Source organism: Pristimantibacillus sp. Z349TD_6 (assembly GCF_056173205.1).
Window position 1 is genome coordinate 6,104,279 of sequence record NZ_CM149662.1, and the last position, 17,366, is coordinate 6,121,644.

Annotated in this window: 18 protein-coding genes; 8 read left to right on the forward strand and 10 right to left on the reverse strand. The window is 45.2% G+C overall.

Annotated features, from left to right (window positions below; translation table 11 throughout):
- Positions 1–22: 22 nt before the first annotated feature.
- The 6 genes from AC0VYE_RS26610 to AC0VYE_RS26635 all read right to left on the reverse strand — a co-directional run bounded on the left by AC0VYE_RS26610 (position 23) and on the right by AC0VYE_RS26635 (position 7,650).
- Positions 23–1,774, reverse strand: a complete 1,752-nt coding sequence (locus tag AC0VYE_RS26610) for a family 43 glycosylhydrolase (RefSeq protein ID WP_475443548.1) — start codon at positions 1,772–1,774, stop codon at positions 23–25.
- An 84-nt stretch (positions 1,775–1,858) separates the two neighbouring features.
- Positions 1,859–2,692 (reverse strand): carbohydrate ABC transporter permease, encoded by an 834-nt coding sequence (locus AC0VYE_RS26615; RefSeq protein WP_475443549.1) that lies wholly within the window; start codon positions 2,690–2,692, stop codon positions 1,859–1,861.
- Entirely contained in the window at positions 2,693–3,589 is an 897-nt protein-coding gene (locus AC0VYE_RS26620; protein ID WP_475443551.1) for a carbohydrate ABC transporter permease, read from the reverse strand.
- Positions 3,590–3,695: 106 nt separating this feature from the next.
- A complete protein-coding gene (locus AC0VYE_RS26625; protein ID WP_441908357.1) occupies positions 3,696–4,982 on the reverse strand; it encodes an ABC transporter substrate-binding protein in 1,287 nt (428 codons plus the stop codon).
- Positions 4,983–5,642: 660 nt separating this feature from the next.
- The gene (locus AC0VYE_RS26630; RefSeq protein WP_475443553.1) at positions 5,643–6,302 is read right to left on the reverse strand and encodes a hypothetical protein; all 660 of its coding nucleotides are present in this window, start codon (positions 6,300–6,302) and stop codon (positions 5,643–5,645) included.
- Between the two features lie 97 nt (positions 6,303–6,399).
- On the reverse strand, positions 6,400–7,650 hold the full coding sequence (locus AC0VYE_RS26635) for an MFS transporter (RefSeq protein WP_475443555.1): 1,251 nt from the start codon (positions 7,648–7,650) through the stop codon (positions 6,400–6,402).
- 255 nt (positions 7,651–7,905) lie between these two features.
- On the opposite strand from AC0VYE_RS26635, the gene AC0VYE_RS26640 reads away from it, so the two are divergent.
- From AC0VYE_RS26640 to AC0VYE_RS26665, 6 genes are all read left to right on the forward strand, one after another.
- Positions 7,906–8,796, forward strand: a complete 891-nt coding sequence (locus AC0VYE_RS26640; protein ID WP_076267469.1) for an ROK family protein — start codon at positions 7,906–7,908, stop codon at positions 8,794–8,796.
- A gap of 230 nt (positions 8,797–9,026) precedes the next feature.
- Positions 9,027–9,629, forward strand: coding sequence for a DUF4183 domain-containing protein (locus AC0VYE_RS26645; RefSeq protein ID WP_475443558.1), 603 nt, complete (start codon positions 9,027–9,029; stop codon positions 9,627–9,629).
- An 83-nt stretch (positions 9,630–9,712) separates the two neighbouring features.
- Positions 9,713–9,997, forward strand: a complete 285-nt coding sequence (locus AC0VYE_RS26650; RefSeq protein ID WP_076267468.1) for a DUF4183 domain-containing protein — start codon at positions 9,713–9,715, stop codon at positions 9,995–9,997.
- A gap of 117 nt (positions 9,998–10,114) precedes the next feature.
- Positions 10,115–10,549: a hypothetical protein gene (locus AC0VYE_RS26655; RefSeq protein WP_475443560.1), complete on the forward strand. Its 435-nt coding sequence runs from the start codon at positions 10,115–10,117 to the stop codon at positions 10,547–10,549.
- Positions 10,550–10,761: 212 nt separating this feature from the next.
- On the forward strand, positions 10,762–11,313 hold the full coding sequence (locus AC0VYE_RS26660; protein ID WP_076267466.1) for a glutathione peroxidase: 552 nt from the start codon (positions 10,762–10,764) through the stop codon (positions 11,311–11,313).
- Between the two features lie 48 nt (positions 11,314–11,361).
- On the forward strand, positions 11,362–12,042 hold the full coding sequence (locus tag AC0VYE_RS26665; protein WP_076267465.1) for a class I SAM-dependent methyltransferase: 681 nt from the start codon (positions 11,362–11,364) through the stop codon (positions 12,040–12,042).
- A 63-nt stretch (positions 12,043–12,105) separates the two neighbouring features.
- On the opposite strand, the gene AC0VYE_RS26670 is transcribed toward AC0VYE_RS26665, so the two are convergent.
- The 3 genes from AC0VYE_RS26670 to rbsK form a co-directional block, all read right to left on the reverse strand.
- Positions 12,106–12,672: a TetR/AcrR family transcriptional regulator gene (locus AC0VYE_RS26670; protein ID WP_076267464.1), complete on the reverse strand. Its 567-nt coding sequence runs from the start codon at positions 12,670–12,672 to the stop codon at positions 12,106–12,108.
- A gap of 19 nt (positions 12,673–12,691) precedes the next feature.
- Positions 12,692–13,402 (reverse strand): MBL fold metallo-hydrolase, encoded by a 711-nt coding sequence (locus AC0VYE_RS26675; RefSeq protein ID WP_441908367.1) that lies wholly within the window; start codon positions 13,400–13,402, stop codon positions 12,692–12,694.
- 79 nt (positions 13,403–13,481) lie between these two features.
- The gene (gene rbsK, locus AC0VYE_RS26680) at positions 13,482–14,408 is read right to left on the reverse strand and encodes a ribokinase (protein WP_475443564.1); all 927 of its coding nucleotides are present in this window, start codon (positions 14,406–14,408) and stop codon (positions 13,482–13,484) included.
- Positions 14,409–14,495: 87 nt separating this feature from the next.
- Between rbsK and AC0VYE_RS26685 the strand changes: the two genes are divergently transcribed.
- Complete coding sequence (locus AC0VYE_RS26685) at positions 14,496–15,041, forward strand: hypothetical protein (RefSeq protein ID WP_475443566.1); 546 nt, start codon at positions 14,496–14,498, stop codon at positions 15,039–15,041.
- A gap of 23 nt (positions 15,042–15,064) precedes the next feature.
- On the opposite strand, the gene AC0VYE_RS26690 is transcribed toward AC0VYE_RS26685, so the two are convergent.
- On the reverse strand, positions 15,065–16,345 hold the full coding sequence (locus tag AC0VYE_RS26690; protein WP_475443568.1) for an adenylosuccinate synthase: 1,281 nt from the start codon (positions 16,343–16,345) through the stop codon (positions 15,065–15,067).
- 110 nt (positions 16,346–16,455) lie between these two features.
- Here AC0VYE_RS26690 and AC0VYE_RS26695 point away from each other — a divergent pair, with 110 nt between their 5' ends.
- Positions 16,456–17,334, forward strand: coding sequence for a LysR family transcriptional regulator (locus tag AC0VYE_RS26695; RefSeq protein WP_475443570.1), 879 nt, complete (start codon positions 16,456–16,458; stop codon positions 17,332–17,334).
- The last annotated feature ends 32 nt before the right edge of the window (positions 17,335–17,366 follow it).

Genomic DNA, 17,366 nt, shown 5'->3' on the forward strand with positions numbered 1-17,366 from the left:
CCTCCGTAGCCTGAGTTGTTAGTTAGTTTCTATCGGATACAATATCGATATAATCGATTTCAAGCGGCCCGGTCGCATTTCCAAATTGCAAAGTATTGTCATCCATTTTCAGGTTTACGCTTACGGTTATCTGCTGCTCTGCATCTGCCTCACTTGCGGGAATGCTTATCTTTTGTACACGTCCGCTATTAACCTTCAGCTCCAGCATCTGCTTGCTTCCTGTCCCATTAGCCACACTTAAATGTAAAGCATATTTCCCACCCATCGGAACTCTAACATGATCAAAACGAATCGCGTCCTTATCACCCTCTGCCAATTGAACAGAACGGCCATTCGATTTTGTCGAGCTTTCAATAAGCTCACTGTCTGATGAGAACTGCGCGTACTCCGCTTCAAAACGTGGAATTTCAATCGCCGAGATCAGATCAGCTGCCTGATTTCCAATAAAAGAAAGGTTGTTTTGCCCTTCGTTCAGCGCAATTGAAGCATATACATATCCCACTTCATTTGGCTTAGTAGGTAGAAGTATAATTTCTGCACCAGCCGCATCATTCACATTGACCTGAATACGCTGCTCTGTTTCCGCATCGTTTGTGTAATGGACTAATAATGGGGCATCCGTATTAAGTGACGAGGATATCCCGCTGAAATCTAAGTTATCTTTGTCAGCAGCTGCTGCATGCTCTGCACGTATTAATCCTGTGCCCGCTGGTACTTCAATTGCTGTAGCAAGCGATAATGGAGAACCAAAGACAGGCAAACCATCCTTCTGCCATTCAATCCGCTGAGCACGCGCCTTCCGATTATTCCAGCCGTCCCCTTGACCGCTTGTCGCATGATAGACGATCCACTCCTCGGTTCCATCTGGCGAGGCAACAAACGTATTGTGACCAGGACCGTAAACCTCAGCGTCTCCATCCATTTGCATAAGCGGCTGCTCAGCCTTTGTCCATTTCGCCGGATCAAGCGGATCTGCTCCCAGCTCTAGTGACAATAATCCAATGCTATAGAACGGTGTCCAGCTTCCCGCACCAGAATAAGCAATCCATACACGGCCGTCTTTTTTCAAAATCGCTTGGCCTTCATTTATGAACGGAGGTCCGCCTGCTCTCTCCCATTCCAAATCCGGCTCGCTAAGCAATACTCGCGGTCCGCTAATCGTGTATGGATTGCTCATCGGTGCAATGTACGTATTTTGTTGTACATTTAAATCGCCTTCCCAGCCCGACCATACAAAATACAGCTGCCCCTCATGCTCAAGCGCGAGGCCGTCAATAGCCCATTTGTTTGTCGAATCCGTCACTTGACCTTTAAACGCATAGCTGCCCATCGGATCGCTGGTCTCCGCTTCGAGCGCATACATGCGATGGTTTTCATTTTCACCGTTATCTGCTGCAAAATAAATATAAAACTTTCCTTGAATATATTGAATTTCCGGCGCCCACAAATTTGCCGAATACATCGTATCCACAGGCGGGTACCATACCACCTTCCGCTCTGCTTGATTGAAGTCGAGCGATCGCGATTTCATAATCATAATATCCGTTCCGTTATGCGTAAACGTCATATAATAAAATCCATTGACGTAAATGATGCTCGGATCTGGTGTATCCATAGATGCTAATGTATTTTTGAACGTTCCACCATGCCCATTATAAGCTCCCGCAGCCGTAGTGTCATGATTCATTTTATTCACGATCCAAGCCCCCAAAATAATAATAATTACCGCAATCATAGATGTGATCAGAGTTATACGCTTACGATTAAGTTTCATGCCATTCCCTCCGCTTACTCGCCAACATGGACAGAAAGAGACCTTATCGGTCTCTTCTCCTTGCCATATCGGTGTAATCATTGATTATTTCACTGCCGATTGTGTAATAGCTCTCACAAAGGAGCGCTGTCCAAGAATGAATACAATAACGACTGGAAGCGTTGCGACTGTCGTCATCGCCATAAGCTTGCCGTAGCTTTGGGTATAGCTTCCTGTTGCCATCATCGCTATGCCCGCCGTGATCGTGCGCATCTCGGGTGATGTTGTCGCATACAGCGGCCATACAAAATCGTTATAGATCCCCATAAAAGTGAAGATGGCTAATGTCACCATAATAGAAACGGCGGATGGCAATAAAATACGAGCATATATCTGCCACTTGTTCGCTCCGTCAATACGCGCCGCTTCTTCGATTTCCTTTGGAAAGGAAGCGAAAAACTGATAGAGCAAAAAGACGCCAAACGCCCCCGCTGTTGCCGGCAAAATCAGTGCGGGATACGTATTAATTAAATTGAGTGCATTAAATTCCAAATACATGGGCAGAAACGTGAGAACGCCAGGAATCATAAGTGATGCGATAAATAAGGAAAGCATAATTCTGCGAAGCGGCAAATCGTTTAATCTCGCCAATGCGTAAGCAGCCATAGAATCGATAATGAGTACGAGAATGGTGCCAATGAGCCCAACCGACAAGGAGTTTACAATCCAGCGCGTAATGGGTACGTTCATTAATTCACCAGTCAAGCCTTGTACGAAGTTATCGAGCGTTGGTTTTATCGGAAAAAAGTTCATTTTCCCAGACAATGCTTCGAAATCATTTTTAAACGATGTTGAAATCATCCAAACGAGCGGGAGGAGGAAAAATACCGCAATGATTATGGCAAGCACGATAAGCCATAACTTTTTTGTCTTTACCATTTAAACCTCTCCCTTTCTGCCGCTCGTCAGCTTGAACTGTACGATGGATATAATAATAATGAGCAGTGCCATAACGATCGCCATCGCTGAAGCTGAACCTACTTCTTTGCGTAAAAAGGCTTGATCCAGCACATTGATGAGCAGCACCTTCGTCGTATCGCCGGGTCCGCCGCGTGTTAATAAATAAGGCTGCGCATAAATATTAAAGGAAGCAATCGTCGATGTAATCATAATGAACAGCATAACCGGACGAATCGACGGTAGCGTTATTTTCGTAAATTTATTCCATGCGTTTGCCCCATCAATCGAAGCAGCTTCATAGAAATCCTCTGGCACTTCATTTAGTGCATTTATAAAAATAATCATATTGAAGCCAATTGTCCACCAAAGCGTCGTCACAATAAGCGAGATCCACGCCCATGGCGTATCCGTTAGCCAAGGAATGCTGCTGATGCCAAGCTTCGCAAGCATACTATTAAGAAAACCGGCATTCGTATCGAACATCATCAGCCAAATGACCGCCATAACGGAAGCTGACAACGCGTACGGAAGAAAATAAAAGGTACGAAACAAACCGCGTATTTTGGCAGGCAGCGCATTAACAAGCATCGCTAATGACAACCCAACAATGATTAAGAGTGGAACGGAAAATAAGACAAACTGAGCGGTTACCCACAACCCTCTAAAGAAAATATCGTTGAGATACGTGCCTGGCGTAAAAATTTTGATGTAGTTGGCAAGTCCAACAAATTCATGTTCCTTCGATAGCAGCTCGAAATTTTGAAGGCTGATATATACGCCGTAAAGAATCGGGAACAGCAAAAAAATACTGAACGCTGCTAAGTATGGCAGTACGAATAAAAAAGAAGTGAATCGTGACGCAAATGTCGTTTTCAAACGGAGTCCCCCTGACGCTTTCCATATTTTCCAGCACAAGCAATCGCAGCTTTAGAAGATGGGAACGGACTCTGCTATTCCCATCCTCCTCGCTGCTTACAAATATTTATTTTTTCATTGCTTGCTTCGATTTGGCCGCCGCATCATCAAGAGCCTTTTGTGCATCTTTTTTGCCAAGCAATGCATTGTTCAGCTCGCCCCAGATTGGCTCAGAGATCGTGCCCCAGTTCAATACATTTGGCGCAAATTGTACATAAGAAAATGCCGATGCTACATTGTTTTGGAACGTTAGCGCTTTAAACGCATCACTCTCAAGCATTGGTTTCGATGCCAGCGCTTGACCGGATTCCGCCCAGTCCATGGAATTTGTAGATACGTATTTCAAGAAATCGCCGATACCTGCTGTTTTGGCTGCATCCGTTACGCTTTTTGGAATAACGAAGCCATGGGAGCCTGCGAATACCGCTTGCTTCGCTTTACCGATTTGTGGAACAGGCGCAACGCCATAATTTAATCCTGCTTCATCAAATTGTGACTTCATCCACGGGCCGTTGAATTGGATCGCATTTTTTCCTTGCAGGAACAATGTGTTTTCGCCGTCTTGTTGAACATTCCCAGGTGAAACGCCGTTATCCACCATGCCGCGCAGCCATTGAACCATTTCAACCGCTTCCGGAGAGTTGTAGGCTACGTCTGTTCCGTTCCAAAGCTCGCCGCCATTTTGCCATACTAGTGTTGGGAAAATGAACTGCTGTGGCCATAAGGTTGGAACAACATAACCGTAAACGCCTTTCTCTTTGTCCGTCAGCTTCTGAACGGCATCATCAAACTCTGTACGGTTCGTTGGAGCTGCAGAAATGCCCGCTTTATCGAACAAATCTTTGTTGTAATACATCACAAGCGGATGGATATCAAGCGGAATGGAATACCACTTGCCATCGAGCGTCGAATACGTCGTTGCTGCATCTGCAAAGTCCGCTTTATTGATGCCTGCGCCCGCTGCAATCTCATCGATCGGCTGCAATTGATCTTTGCTAGCGTAGGTTGGTACTTGATCAACGTGCATAATCATCATGTCCGGGCTTTCTTTGCCTGTGCTTAGCGCTACGTCCAATTGCTTGTAATATTCGCCGTTTGGCTGAATAACGAAATTCACTTTATATTGATCTTGCGAGCCGTTATATTTGTCTACGATTTTTTTCATGAACGGGCCATCCGAACCAGAGAATGGTGACCAGAACAAAATTTCTGTCTTTTTGCCGCTGCCGGCGCTTTTACCGCCGTCTGCTGGCTTCTCTCCGCCATCCTTGTTGCCGCTGCAGCCAGCTGCAACCAGCGCAATGATCGTGACCATTAGAAGCAGCATTGAAAACTTATTGCGTGCTTTACTCATTTTTTTGTCCCCCTAAAAATGATATTGGATAGACTTGGTGTCTTCCGTGGTTTCATCATAAGCGGAGGGGCAAAGCAAACATATGCCGCATTTATAGATGATATGGACATATTTTTGGATAGCTCTAGTTACCGAATGTGTATACAACGTAAAAAAAGGCCAACCAGTAAGCTCTGGTTGACCTAATCATACAAAGGAGCTGCCCCAGTAGTAGATTTATCTACGTTTGGAACAGCCCCTGCTTTTTATTGATAGAGCTTAGAAAGAAGAACGATGATGTCCTCTCCTTATCACACTTATAGCTTACGAACCTAGTAGGCCTTATTTAAAGCATTCTTAATGAATTAACATTATAACGAACTCTAGAATCGTTATTACGAGGAATGCAGCTCATGAGACCATGCAAATCATGATATAACGTGAATACGGTTCGTTAAAATGAAAGAAGAACGGTCTTCTGCATCATAAGCATACTACAGTTCGTTAGAGCAACCAGCGAACAGATTGCTTTTGAGAATGCCTACTTCTAATGTGCATAGGATGTTGAGACGACTAAAGTAGCATTATCGCTGCAGGTGCTTCGCTTTCGGAGGGTGCATTAGTTGATGCTTTGCTACTTGTGTTATTCGTACCGCCGCAGGCGGATACGAGGACAGATAGCTATTGCGTCGTAGTCTGCTGCTCCTGCTGCCTTGGCTGTCTGCCGCCGCCAGCGCCTCCGCCAAAACCACCGAAACCTCCCGTACGAACAGTAATGGATTCTGCAATCTGCGTATCGTCAGTTAGCATAATAGACAAAATATCATCAGCTTTTAGATCTGCCAGCGTTATTTCTTTCTCTGCCATTTGTTCATTCTCGAAGGTGACTGTCATAATTTTGGTCGTATCTGTCACTTGAATGTCCACCGTCTCCTCTGAGAACATAGCGTCCATATTCATCCTGCCGCCGCCCTCAGGAGCCGTTCCATCACCAACGGGGGGCTGCGGAGCCTCACCTTCTGCTGGCATTTCAGCGCCTTCTGGAGCCTGCTGCCCCTCGCCCGCTCCAGGCATATTGTCCGTTAAATCCCCTTGCGGCGGACCGCCTTGTCCCATAGCCGATTTGTAGAGGGTAATCGTTTGGCCATCCACCGATTTCACTTTACCCATCAAATCCGCTTGAGCCCCCATCTGCCCCATGCCCGCTCTGGCTCCATTCCGCTGTACTTTGCCCTGAGCATCCACTTGCTGATCGGATGAAACCTGTTCGTCCTGAGCTCCGCAGCCTGCCAAAGCAGCAGCGATAACCACAGCGCTAAGCATCACTTTCCATTTGTTCATATCGTTCATCTCCTACGAATATGTAATGAATAGCTTCTATTCATAACATTCTAGCATTCGATTATGAACATGAGATGAACGGAAACTGAAGCGAAAATTAACCTCTTTGAGTAAGCGGATTCCGCTTCCAATTGCCTGATATAAATAGAAACGTACCGATCCATCCGCATATAGAAGCAATAACCAGCAGCAATGACAAAGATACACTATGCGAAAGCGATGTGCTTAAAGTCGGCCCAATCGTTCCTCGAACGCCAAAAAGCATCAAATGCAGCCCGAAAACCATTGCTTCCCGGCCAGGCGCCAGTCGGAAGACAAATGCCAATATGCCGATATCCCAAATCGCTTCCCCGATTCCTTGTATCGCATTGCCGGTTATAACCGCGGCATAGCTGCCCCAAAGTCCATATAACATCGGCACTATAGCGTAAGCTGCAATGCCGCATAACAGCGTATATTTAATATCGATGCGATCAATCATCCAGCCCGCTATCCAGAACGTAAGCAGCAGCGCTGTAAAATAAGCGACACGAGCATAACCAATTTGCAAATTGGAAAGCTGAAGCACATCTACCTGTATAATTTGATACAACGGATTTGCAAACATATTGCCAAACCCGGTAAGTGTAGTCGCAGCTAAAAAAACAGCTAACGTTCGATTTTCTTTAATAAGCTTCCACTGCTCCTGAAGCGGGAACCGGCTCGTTTTTTTCAGAGAAGCAGGTTTATCAGGAGCCTTCTGTACAGGCAGCTTCAGTGTATTAAATAGACTTATAGAGAGAAAACCCGCAATGGAAGCTGCAATGAGTGGACCTGACGGCCCAAAGGCATCCGACCAGCTGCCAACAAAGTAAGCAAGCGGGATCATAATAATCCCCATTGCCACCCGCACATACCCCATTAGTCTTCCACGCAAATCAGAAGGATACATACGCGATACTAATGCCGCATACGCAGGAGCCTGCACGCCCATTAACAGCTGAAATACAAGCGCAGCCACTACATACAAGGATGGATAAGCGAAAAAAGCCGGCAACAGCAGGAGCAATCTGCCGATGGCATTAGGAATGACGACGAACGGCTTGGGATTATTCGCTTTCTCAATCCAAGACGCCCAAAATGGCGAAAACAATAAACCAACGGCAGGTGCTGCTGACAATAATCCAACTTGAAAATTGCTTGCTCCTTGTTGAATCGCGAAAGCTACATAGAACTGGTTCATGACGACATTAAATAAGCTGAAAAGACAGGATGCACCTAAATCGATGCGGGCATTTCTCCATACATTTGCAGTCATTGGCATACCGAACTTCATGATTCGCGAACTTTCCTTGGCCTCGGATTCCATTTGGGCAGCTACCTTCTTCTCTAGGTTGATGATATACGCACGGAGGACCCTTTGCGCCGCAAAGGATCCTCTCTCAAGCACTTCATTCGATTGGATATTACTACACTCCTTACTTTTTGTACAGCATTAGTTGATTAAAAAAGCATACGCTTCCAAAAGGCACTGATACGTTCGGTTCTTTCTAATATTCCAGTAGTATGATAGACTTTTTCTCAAAGGTTCACAGTCATTTTCATTTCATTGGAGGGTATTTACGTGAGTATTGCAGTAGGAATTGATATTGGTGGAACAAAAATAGCATTTGGCTTCGTAGACGAGCAAGGAAACGTTATTGCGAAAGGTTCATTAAAAACTAATCTACAGATCACGCCCGCAGACATGCTTGCGCAGGTTGCAGACGCGGTAAAGCAGCTGGCAGAGCAAAATGGGCTAGCGCTAGAGACGCTTAAAGGTGTTGGCGTAGGTGCACCCGGACCGCTTAATACGATAAAGGGTGAGCTGACTTGCCCTCCAAACTTAAAAAGCTGGTGGGGTTTCCCCGTTGTTGAGGCATTGCAAGCCCATCTGCCGCTTCCGATTAAGATGGAGAATGATGCAACCGCTGCTGCCCTTGCTGAGAAATGGGTCGGCGCTGCACAGGATTCCGAGCATTTCATCTTTATTACGATAAGCACAGGCATTGGCGCAGGCATCTTTATGCATGGCAAGCTGCTTACTGGGTCAACAGGAAATGCCGGCGATGCTGGCTTTATGATTATGGATCAAGCCGGTACGCCATGGGAAGTCGTCGCTTCCGGTACAGCCGTTGCCCGTCAAGCGACGGAGCTGCTCGGCCGAGACGTTTCTTCCAAAGAAGCATTTGAGCTGGCGGCGCAAGGCGACCCCCAAATGTCTGAGCTGGTTAATCGTGTATTCAAAACAATCGGCATGGGCTGCGTATCGCTAATCAATATTCTTGATCCGAACAAAATCGTTATCGGCGGCGGCGTCTCACAAGTAGGCGAACCACTATTTGCAGCGGTCAGAGACTATGTATCCAAAAACGCGCTTAACCCGTCAGGCAGGGAAACGGCTATCGTACCTGCGAAGCTTCAGCAGGACGCTGGACTAATCGGCGCTGCCGCATTAATTCAACAAGCTTACTAAGCGGTTGAAAATATAATATAAAAGGAGCTGCTGTTCGAGGCTATAAGCCTTGTACAGCAGCTCCTTTTTTGCGTGATGAATGAATAGAGTTATATTTGGATACTTGGTCTCTCCGTTACCTATTTTCATTTAAATAGTTTGCAGCCTAATTGTAATGGACGTTTAGTCCATACCGCTGTTCGATGGCGTCATATCATACCCTATATAGTTTAATATTTAGGGAGGTATGAATGAGCTTGGGAAATCCACTCGCAACAAAGAAGAAAACAATTCGTATATGCCCAATAAAAAGAAAGAAAAAGCACAAAAAGATCATTAATTTCAAGAAGAGGCCTCATGCTGTCAATCAACATAACTCACAAGAAATTCGAGGGCTACAAGGTTCGCAAGGGTCTCCAGGTCCTCAAGGTACACAAGGTCTTCAAGGGCTTCAAGGGCTTCAAGGGCCTCAAGGACCTCAAGGACCTCAAGGACCACAAGGACCTCAAGGACCTCAAGGGCCCCAAGGCGAATCGGGATCTATTATCGTCCCTTCTATTATCATTTTACCAGCTGCCCAAAGATTTTTTTATAAGATGACCTCAGATGCAGAATCCCAATTCACTATTCCAGCCGATGATTTTACAAACGATGAAGGAGCTTTCATAACTGCTTTTACAGGCAATGGTCCAAATAGCTATAGCAATCTTTATATCAATGGAATATTGCAAGCAGGCAGTTTGTATATCATTAATGAAAATAATTTGAACATTAGTCTCGATAATCAAACGATTTATTCGGGTACGCCAATCATTCTCGAAACCGTTACATTCTCAGCTACAGTTGTTCCTTAGTTCAATCTATTAAACTCCGCGATTCAGACCTTCCCTTTTTCGAATACTAGCATAAGTTAGTAGAGAGAAGAGAGGTGATATAAATGCCAATTACAAAACCATTCATGGCTGCCAGAAGATTTAGTGCCACAGCAGGGGACGGAACTGGAGTAGGTGCTGCGTATAATATTCTTGCAACAGCAACAACGAATGACACCGGTACAGCTGCAACTGCATTTCCAACTGCTCCTGCTTACTACAATCTATATATTAATGCACAGATTCAAACTGCAGATACATCAACCGTTACGACTACTGCAATTACCATACCAGACGGTGATACACTCGATCCTTTGACTCCAATTGTAATCGAATTTGTTGTAAACTAACCTAATTTGTTGACTTGGTGCCGACAATACTTCTTTTTTTATTGTCGGCATTGTTTTTCATTAGAGGTTATTAATTCCTTACATAGCTTCTAATTATAAATAAGGAGTTGAATATGAATGCCGTTCATTTACCCTATCTCTCCCCCAATAGGTTCTGGATATATTTATAATATCAGCGCTCAAACGGTTCCGGTGGAGGCAGATACTATTTTTGATACAAGTATTATTTTCACACCCGGTATTACGCATTCCCCTGGAACCAGTCAGATTACCGTTTCCACCACTGGAAATTACGAAGTTACTTTTTCAGTGCCGGGAGTAGAACCGAATCAATTCGCCTTATTTTCAAATGGAACGCTAGTTACAGGAACCATATATGGTTCAGGAGCTGGTACTCAGCAAAATAATGGGCAGTCTATTATGGCTCTAGCGGCTGGAAGTATTCTCACACTGCGAAATCATAGTTCAACTGCTGCCGTTACGCTGCAAACTCTGACCGGTGGCACTCAAACAAATGTAAATGCTTCTGTTGTAATCAAAAAATTAAGTTGATTTCTAATCCACAACCTCACGAGGATGTGGATTTTTCTTTCCTGCATAATAAATTAGCTTTATAATTTTTGCTAATGGCATCGACTGTTTATTGCATTTACCTATAACCATTATTTTCTTTATATATTATACCAATAGAATATTTGGCTATATGATAGATTGAATCATACAAATTGAAAAAATAAATCAGTAACACAAAGGAGGTTAACCACATGTCGATTTATGATTTTCAAGCAATCTCCATTTTCGGAGAAACAGTAAAACTGTCATCCTACCGCGGAAAAGTTATCTTGATCGTCAACACGGCAAGCAAATGCAGTTATTCACGTCAATTCAATGATCTGCAGGTGTTATACGAAAAATATCAGGAACAAGGATTCGAAATTCTCGCTTTTCCTTGCAACCAATTCAACGAGAAAGAGCCAGGCAGCAATTCGGAAGTGAAGCAATTTTGCGAGGTCAACTTCAAAGTTACGTTCCCGCTGTTTGAGAAAACGAATGTGATAGGAGCATCATCTCATCCATTATTTCAATATCTGACGCAGCAAGCTCCGTTCCAAGGCTTCGACACAGAGACGGCGAGCGGACAATGGATGCAGCACTTCCTGCAGGAGAAATACCCAGAAATATCTGCTGGGGACGGGATCAAGTGGAATTTTTCCAAGTTTTTAATTAATCGCGACGGATATGTTCAAGAAAGATTCGAATCGACGATAGAGCCCATCGCTATTGAGCCTGCCATCATATCGCTTCTATGTACTTAAGGAGAGAGCCAGTGAGAACATATTCGGATAGTCTAGGAGGATAAACGGATGGGAATAGAATGGTACGATCGAATTGCACGAAAAAATGGCGGATATCGAAGCAATGCGGTATTTACGATCGAAGGTATTTCAGCAGAGCAATTATTTGAAGAAAAATTAGTTGAAATGCTGCCTGCATTTGATACGGTTCTTGATGCGGGTTGCGGACACGGCGATTTTACACTAAAGATGTCACTTCATACTAAGTCGATTGTTGGATTTGATAATTCAATGGAAATGATTAAGATTGCCAACTCCATGAAAGATGAGAGCCAAGCTCATAATATATCGTTTATTTACGCGACTACAAAAACCGATTTGCCATTTACCGACGGACAATTTGATCTCATTTACGATAGGCGCGGACCAACGTCCATTTTGAATCATAGCAGAATACTACGCTCGGGAGGTACGATATTTGGTATACATTCAGGCGCTCTCGAATTGGTCAAAGAAAGATTAAACAGTAATGGTTTTATAAATATTCAAATTGAAGAGTTTAATCAAGCTGTTTTCTATTTTCCAGACACAAATGAATTTGCTAAGTTTCTCACAGGCATTCCCGGAAATCCTGACTATACTGATCCTTTATTAAGCAAGGATTTCGACGCCAAAGTTGAAGAGAATCAAATAAATGGAAAACTGGGCGTAAAAGAATACAAATATATTTGGAAAGCTAACAAACCTTAAATTACTATCGAAGCGGGATCCAAGCCAATCTATTTAGCATCTCTGGCTCCTGCTTCTTTTCTATCATGATTTAACACGAAGACCGTTCAAATACGTTTGGATGACAATTTTTAAGCTTTCGTCGATAGCCTGAGGCATGCCAAATCCACCCTTTTGTTCAATCGAAGCGAATCCGTGCAGCAAGCTGCGCAATCCCCGTACACTGTGAATGGCCTTCTCATACCCAAGTTCATAATGGCTTAGCGTCTTAACGAGCAAATCCACAAGCTGCTCTCCAATTGCTGCGTATTCTGCTTCATCCGCATCTGGCGAGCGCAGCGTCAGCTCATAGACGCCTGGATGTTTTCTGGCAAAAGAAATGTAGGCAGAAGCAATAGCATGAACCGCTTCATCGCCTTCTTTATTTTGTAACGATTCATTTATCGCTGCAAGCAGCTTCTGTAAACCGTAGATAGCCAGCTGTATGCGCAAAGCGTTTAATCCATCCACATGGTTATATAATGAAGGAGAACGCACTCCAAGCTTCTTGGCGAGCGTCGCCAGCGTAACCTCTTCGATGCCTAGCTCATCTGCTATGGCAGCTGCTTCCTCTACGATAGTCGCCAAATCAAGCCCTCTTCTAGGTGACATACAATCCCCCCTCTCCTATTTATTTAACTAAAGAACGTTCCGCTGTGGCAATCGCCTTATCCAATAAACGTTTAGGCTGCAGCACCATGTTGCCATGGCCAGCAGCGAGCAACGATGGTTTCAAATCTCTTAACCTTCGAGCCGTCTCCAAGCTCGTTTGTTTATCCCAAGTAGCCATTGCTGGAAAAGGAAACAGCAGCTTTATCTGTCCTGATACTGCAACGCCTGCTCTAGTTTGAAAAGCATCCCCTACGATGAGAATATCATTCCTCGTATCTAAAAATGCCATCGAACCAGGCGTGTGTCCCGGTGCAGCTACCGCAAGCAAAGAGCCCACGCGATCACCATCCACCAGCAAAACATCAGGTTTTGTTCGAACGTTTTTAGGCAAACCGCCTCGTATGGGCAAGCTGCTCTCATTAGGATCTAACGTATGATCACCGCTAAGCAGTCTTGCATCTCTCTTGGATATAAACACCTGTGCATTTGGAAGCCTTTCTTTTAGCCCGTCGAGCGAACCGATGTGATCCGCATGAGCATGAGTCAAAACAATGCGGGTAATCGGCTTGCCTAGCTGCTCCGCTGCCCTCAGAATGGCATTGACGTTGTTTGGAAGTGCAGCATCCACTAACGTCAATCCTTCCGCCTCCTCCACCAAGTAACAATTTACTGGAAATACCTTAGGTAAATAGGTCAGTTGTACAACCGTTTTCTCGCGTGTCATTCTCATTTCAAATGGCCTCCTCAACAAAAACTAATGATATTAGTTTTATAATAAACTAATACCATTAGTTTTAGCAAGCCTATTTTTAATTTTTCTGTTCGCTTTGAAGAAAAGCTTCAATTTCTGCTTTAGTGGGAATTGATGCTTGGGCACCTTCCTTCGTAACGGCTAGTGCCGCTGCTGCTGCTGCAAAGATTAAAGCCTGCTCAGCCTGGCAGCCATCGGCGCTTGCAGCGGCGAATGCACCGAAGAAAGTATCGCCCGCTGCCGTCGTATCAACAGGTTTTACTTTGAACGCAGGAATGGTAGCTGTGTCGCCTTGCTTATTTTGATAGAAACAGCCTTTCTCCCCTAAAGTTATAATGACGTTTCTTGTTCCTTTGCCCATGACTACTTCTGCAGCCGCTTGAGCTGAGGAAGCATCGTTTACCGTTAAGCCCGTAACAACAGCCGCCTCGGTTTCATTTATAATAAGAGTATCAATAAGCGGAAAAACATGCTCAGGAATAGCCTGTGCCGGGGCAGGGTTATAAAATACTTTACTGCCGCTGCTGCTAGCACTATTCATGACGGATAGCGTCGTCTCCCACGGTATTTCATTTTGAAGCAGCACGGCATAAATATCCGACCACTCTCCATAACCCGCTGCTGCATCCTTGTCTGTCAGTTGACCATTCGCACCCTCAGATAAAACAATATGGTTTTCGCCTTCACCATTCACAGTAATAATAGCGAAACCTGATGTTCCTTGCTTGCGTAATACTTGACTAGTGGAAATTCCATTATCTTGTAATGATGTAATCAATGTCTGAGCAAAAGGATCCTCGCCAACTGCGCCGATCATCACACATTCCGCACCTGCGCGAGCCGCTGCAACCGCTTGATTCGCCCCTTTACCGCCCGGAAAAAACGAGGTGGCTGCACTAGAGATTGTTTCACCCGGGAGCGGGAATTTTTCGACCTGACTAACGATATCCATATTTATGCTTCCAACAACGAGTATTTTTTTCATAATTTGTTCATACCCTTCCCTAATTAACGATTCAGTTCATTCTTTTGAATGCATGTACCTATTTTAACAGAAGGAGTAGATCTTCACATGATTACCGCTTTTATTATCGGCTGCGAGATAGGATTTTGGTTATTTGTACTTATCGGCTTATTATGCCGCTATATTTTCCGTTTAAAAAAGCTTGGCGCTATATTCTTGATTGCAACACCCCTCATCGATTTGGCACTAGTTATTGCTACTATTTATGATCTTCGCGGCGGCGCAACAGCTACCTTCGCGCATAGCTTGGCTGCAATATATATCGGGGTTTCCATCGCTTGGGGTCATCGAATGATCAAATGGGCCGATGAAAGGTTCGCTCATCGCTTTGCCGGCGGACCTGCTCCTGCTCGGAAGCCCAAATATGGCAAAGATCATGCTCGCTACGAGCGAAATGGCTGGCTGCATCACTTGCTCGCATGGGTGATAGGCGCTGCCATTTTGTATGGCATGATTTTAATGGTTGGCGATGCGGTGCGAACGGAGGTTTTATTTAACACGCTTCGTTTATGGTCGATTATACTCGTCATTGATTTTGTCGTCAGCTTTAGCTATAGCCTATGGCCACGCACCAAAAAAGCAGAATCCAATTAGGATTCTGCTTTTCATTTACTAAATTATCGTGTGATTAGCTGCTCACGACGCGGTCCTACCGATACGCTTGCAACTTTTACGCCAATCGCTTCTTCCACAAACTGAACGTATTTCTGCGCTGCTTCAGGCAACTGCTCAAAAGTTGTAGCTTGCGAAATATCGCAGTTCCAGCCTGGCAAGCGCTTTAGCAGTGGCTTAGCGGATGCAAGCGCTGCTGTCACTGGGAATGAATCCTTAATGATTTGTCCACCCAATTCATAACCTATGCATACTGGAATTTCATCTAAGTATCCTAAAACATCAAGATTGGTCAGCGCAACCTCCGTAGCCCCTTGCAGCATGCAGCCATAACGCGTAGCCACCGCATCAAACCACCCCATTCGGCGCGGGCGCCCTGTATTCACGCCAAATTCTCCTGCGTCGCCTCCCAAACGGCGAAGCTCATCCGCCTCCGCACCTGTCAGCTCACTGACGAACGGTCCGGCTCCAACACAGCTGGAATATGCCTTAACTACCGCAATAATTCTCGTAATTGCATAGGGTGGAAGACCCGCGCCTACTGGCGCAAAACCCGCCAGCGTAGATGATGATGTGGAATAAGGATAGATGCCGTGATCCGGATCACGCAGCGCCCCAAGCTGTCCTTCCAGCAATATCGACTCTCCAGCTCGATACGCATCATTTAACAGCTTCGTTGTATCACAAACGAAAGGCCGCAGCTTCTCCGCTTGCTCGAGCAGCACGGTCAGAAGCTCCTCCGCTTTGATCGGCTTTCTATTGTACAACTGCTCAAGCAGTACATTCTTGGCTGCCAAGGATTGCTCTAAACGCTGCAGCAATCGCTGCTCATCATACAGATCCGCAACTTGTACGCCAAGCTTTGCATATTTATCTGAATAAAAAGGAGCAATGCCTCTTTTCGTCGATCCGAAGCCGTTTGAGCCAAGCCTTTCCTCCTCCAGCTCGTCAAATAAGCGGTGAATAGGCAGTACAACCTGTGCTCGTTCGGATATTCGAATTTGCGGCTCCGGTACTCCTCGTGCTATTAGCTCAGTCCTCTCCCGCAGCAGCACTTCAATATCAAGAGCTGTGCCTGGGCCAATGACGTTCGTAATCTCTGGATAAAAGACGCCAGACGGCAGCATATTCATCGCGAATTTACCGTAGCTGTTAATAATCGTATGCCCTGCATTGCTGCCTCCTTGATAACGTACGACAAATGAGGATTTGGCAGCTAACGCATCTGTCATTTTCCCCTTGCCTTCATCTCCCCAATTCGCTCCCACTATAGCGGTTACCGTCAATTCAATCGCCTCCTAATGTTGTTAATGCCCTTTAAGGTTTATTATAATGAATCATGTGACATTAAAATAATTGATATAACTAATACTTCATATTAGGTGGGATTATATCTGTGATCGTAAACATGGAGTGGTATCGCGTCTTTTATTGGACGGCTAAGACAGGAAGCTTATCGCGCGCTGCAGAACAGCTTTATATTACGCAGCCAGCCGTGACGCATACGATTAAGCAATTAGAGGCAAAGCTAGGCGGCCAGCTTTTTTTCCGTATGGCCAAGGGGGTTAAGCTTACGACTGAAGGCGAGGTACTCTTTCGATATATTGAGCAAGCGTATAGCTTTATTGAAACTGGGGAAAAAATGCTCGCAGAAATGCACAACCTGCAAAGCGGTGAAATTAGTATCGGTGCAAGCGACACGTTATGCAAGCATTATTTGATGCCATATTTGGAGCAGTTTCATACGGAATATCCAGAGATTCGCATTCGTGTGACGAATCGAACAACCCCTGAAACCATCCAGCTTCTAAAGGAAGGAAAAATTGATTTTGGCATCGTACATATGCCTGCTTCGGACAGTCAGTTAGACTTTCGGTTAAGCGTGCCCTTGCAAGATATACTCGTCGGTGGTCCCGCTTATTCATCTCTTGGTGATACCGCCATCGAGCTTGAGGATATTAGCAAGTACCCGTTATTGCTTCTAGAAAAAGGGGCGGGCACACGAGAGTTCCTTGACGAGTATGCCGCAGCGCATGGTACAAAGCTCACGCCAGAGCTTGAGCTTGGCAGCATGGATTTGCTTGCAAAGTTCGCACGAAGCGGCTTTGGGCTGGCCTTCCTCGTTCGCAGCTATGCTGCTGATGAGCTTGCTTCAGGCGAGCTCGTCGAAATTCCGCTGCTCCCGCCCATCCCGGCACGCAGCATCGGTATCGCAACGCTTCGCGGAGTGCCGCAATCCGCAGCATCCAAACGATTTTTGGAGATGCTGCCTTAGCCGCTTGGCAAAAACTAAATGCATAAAAAAAA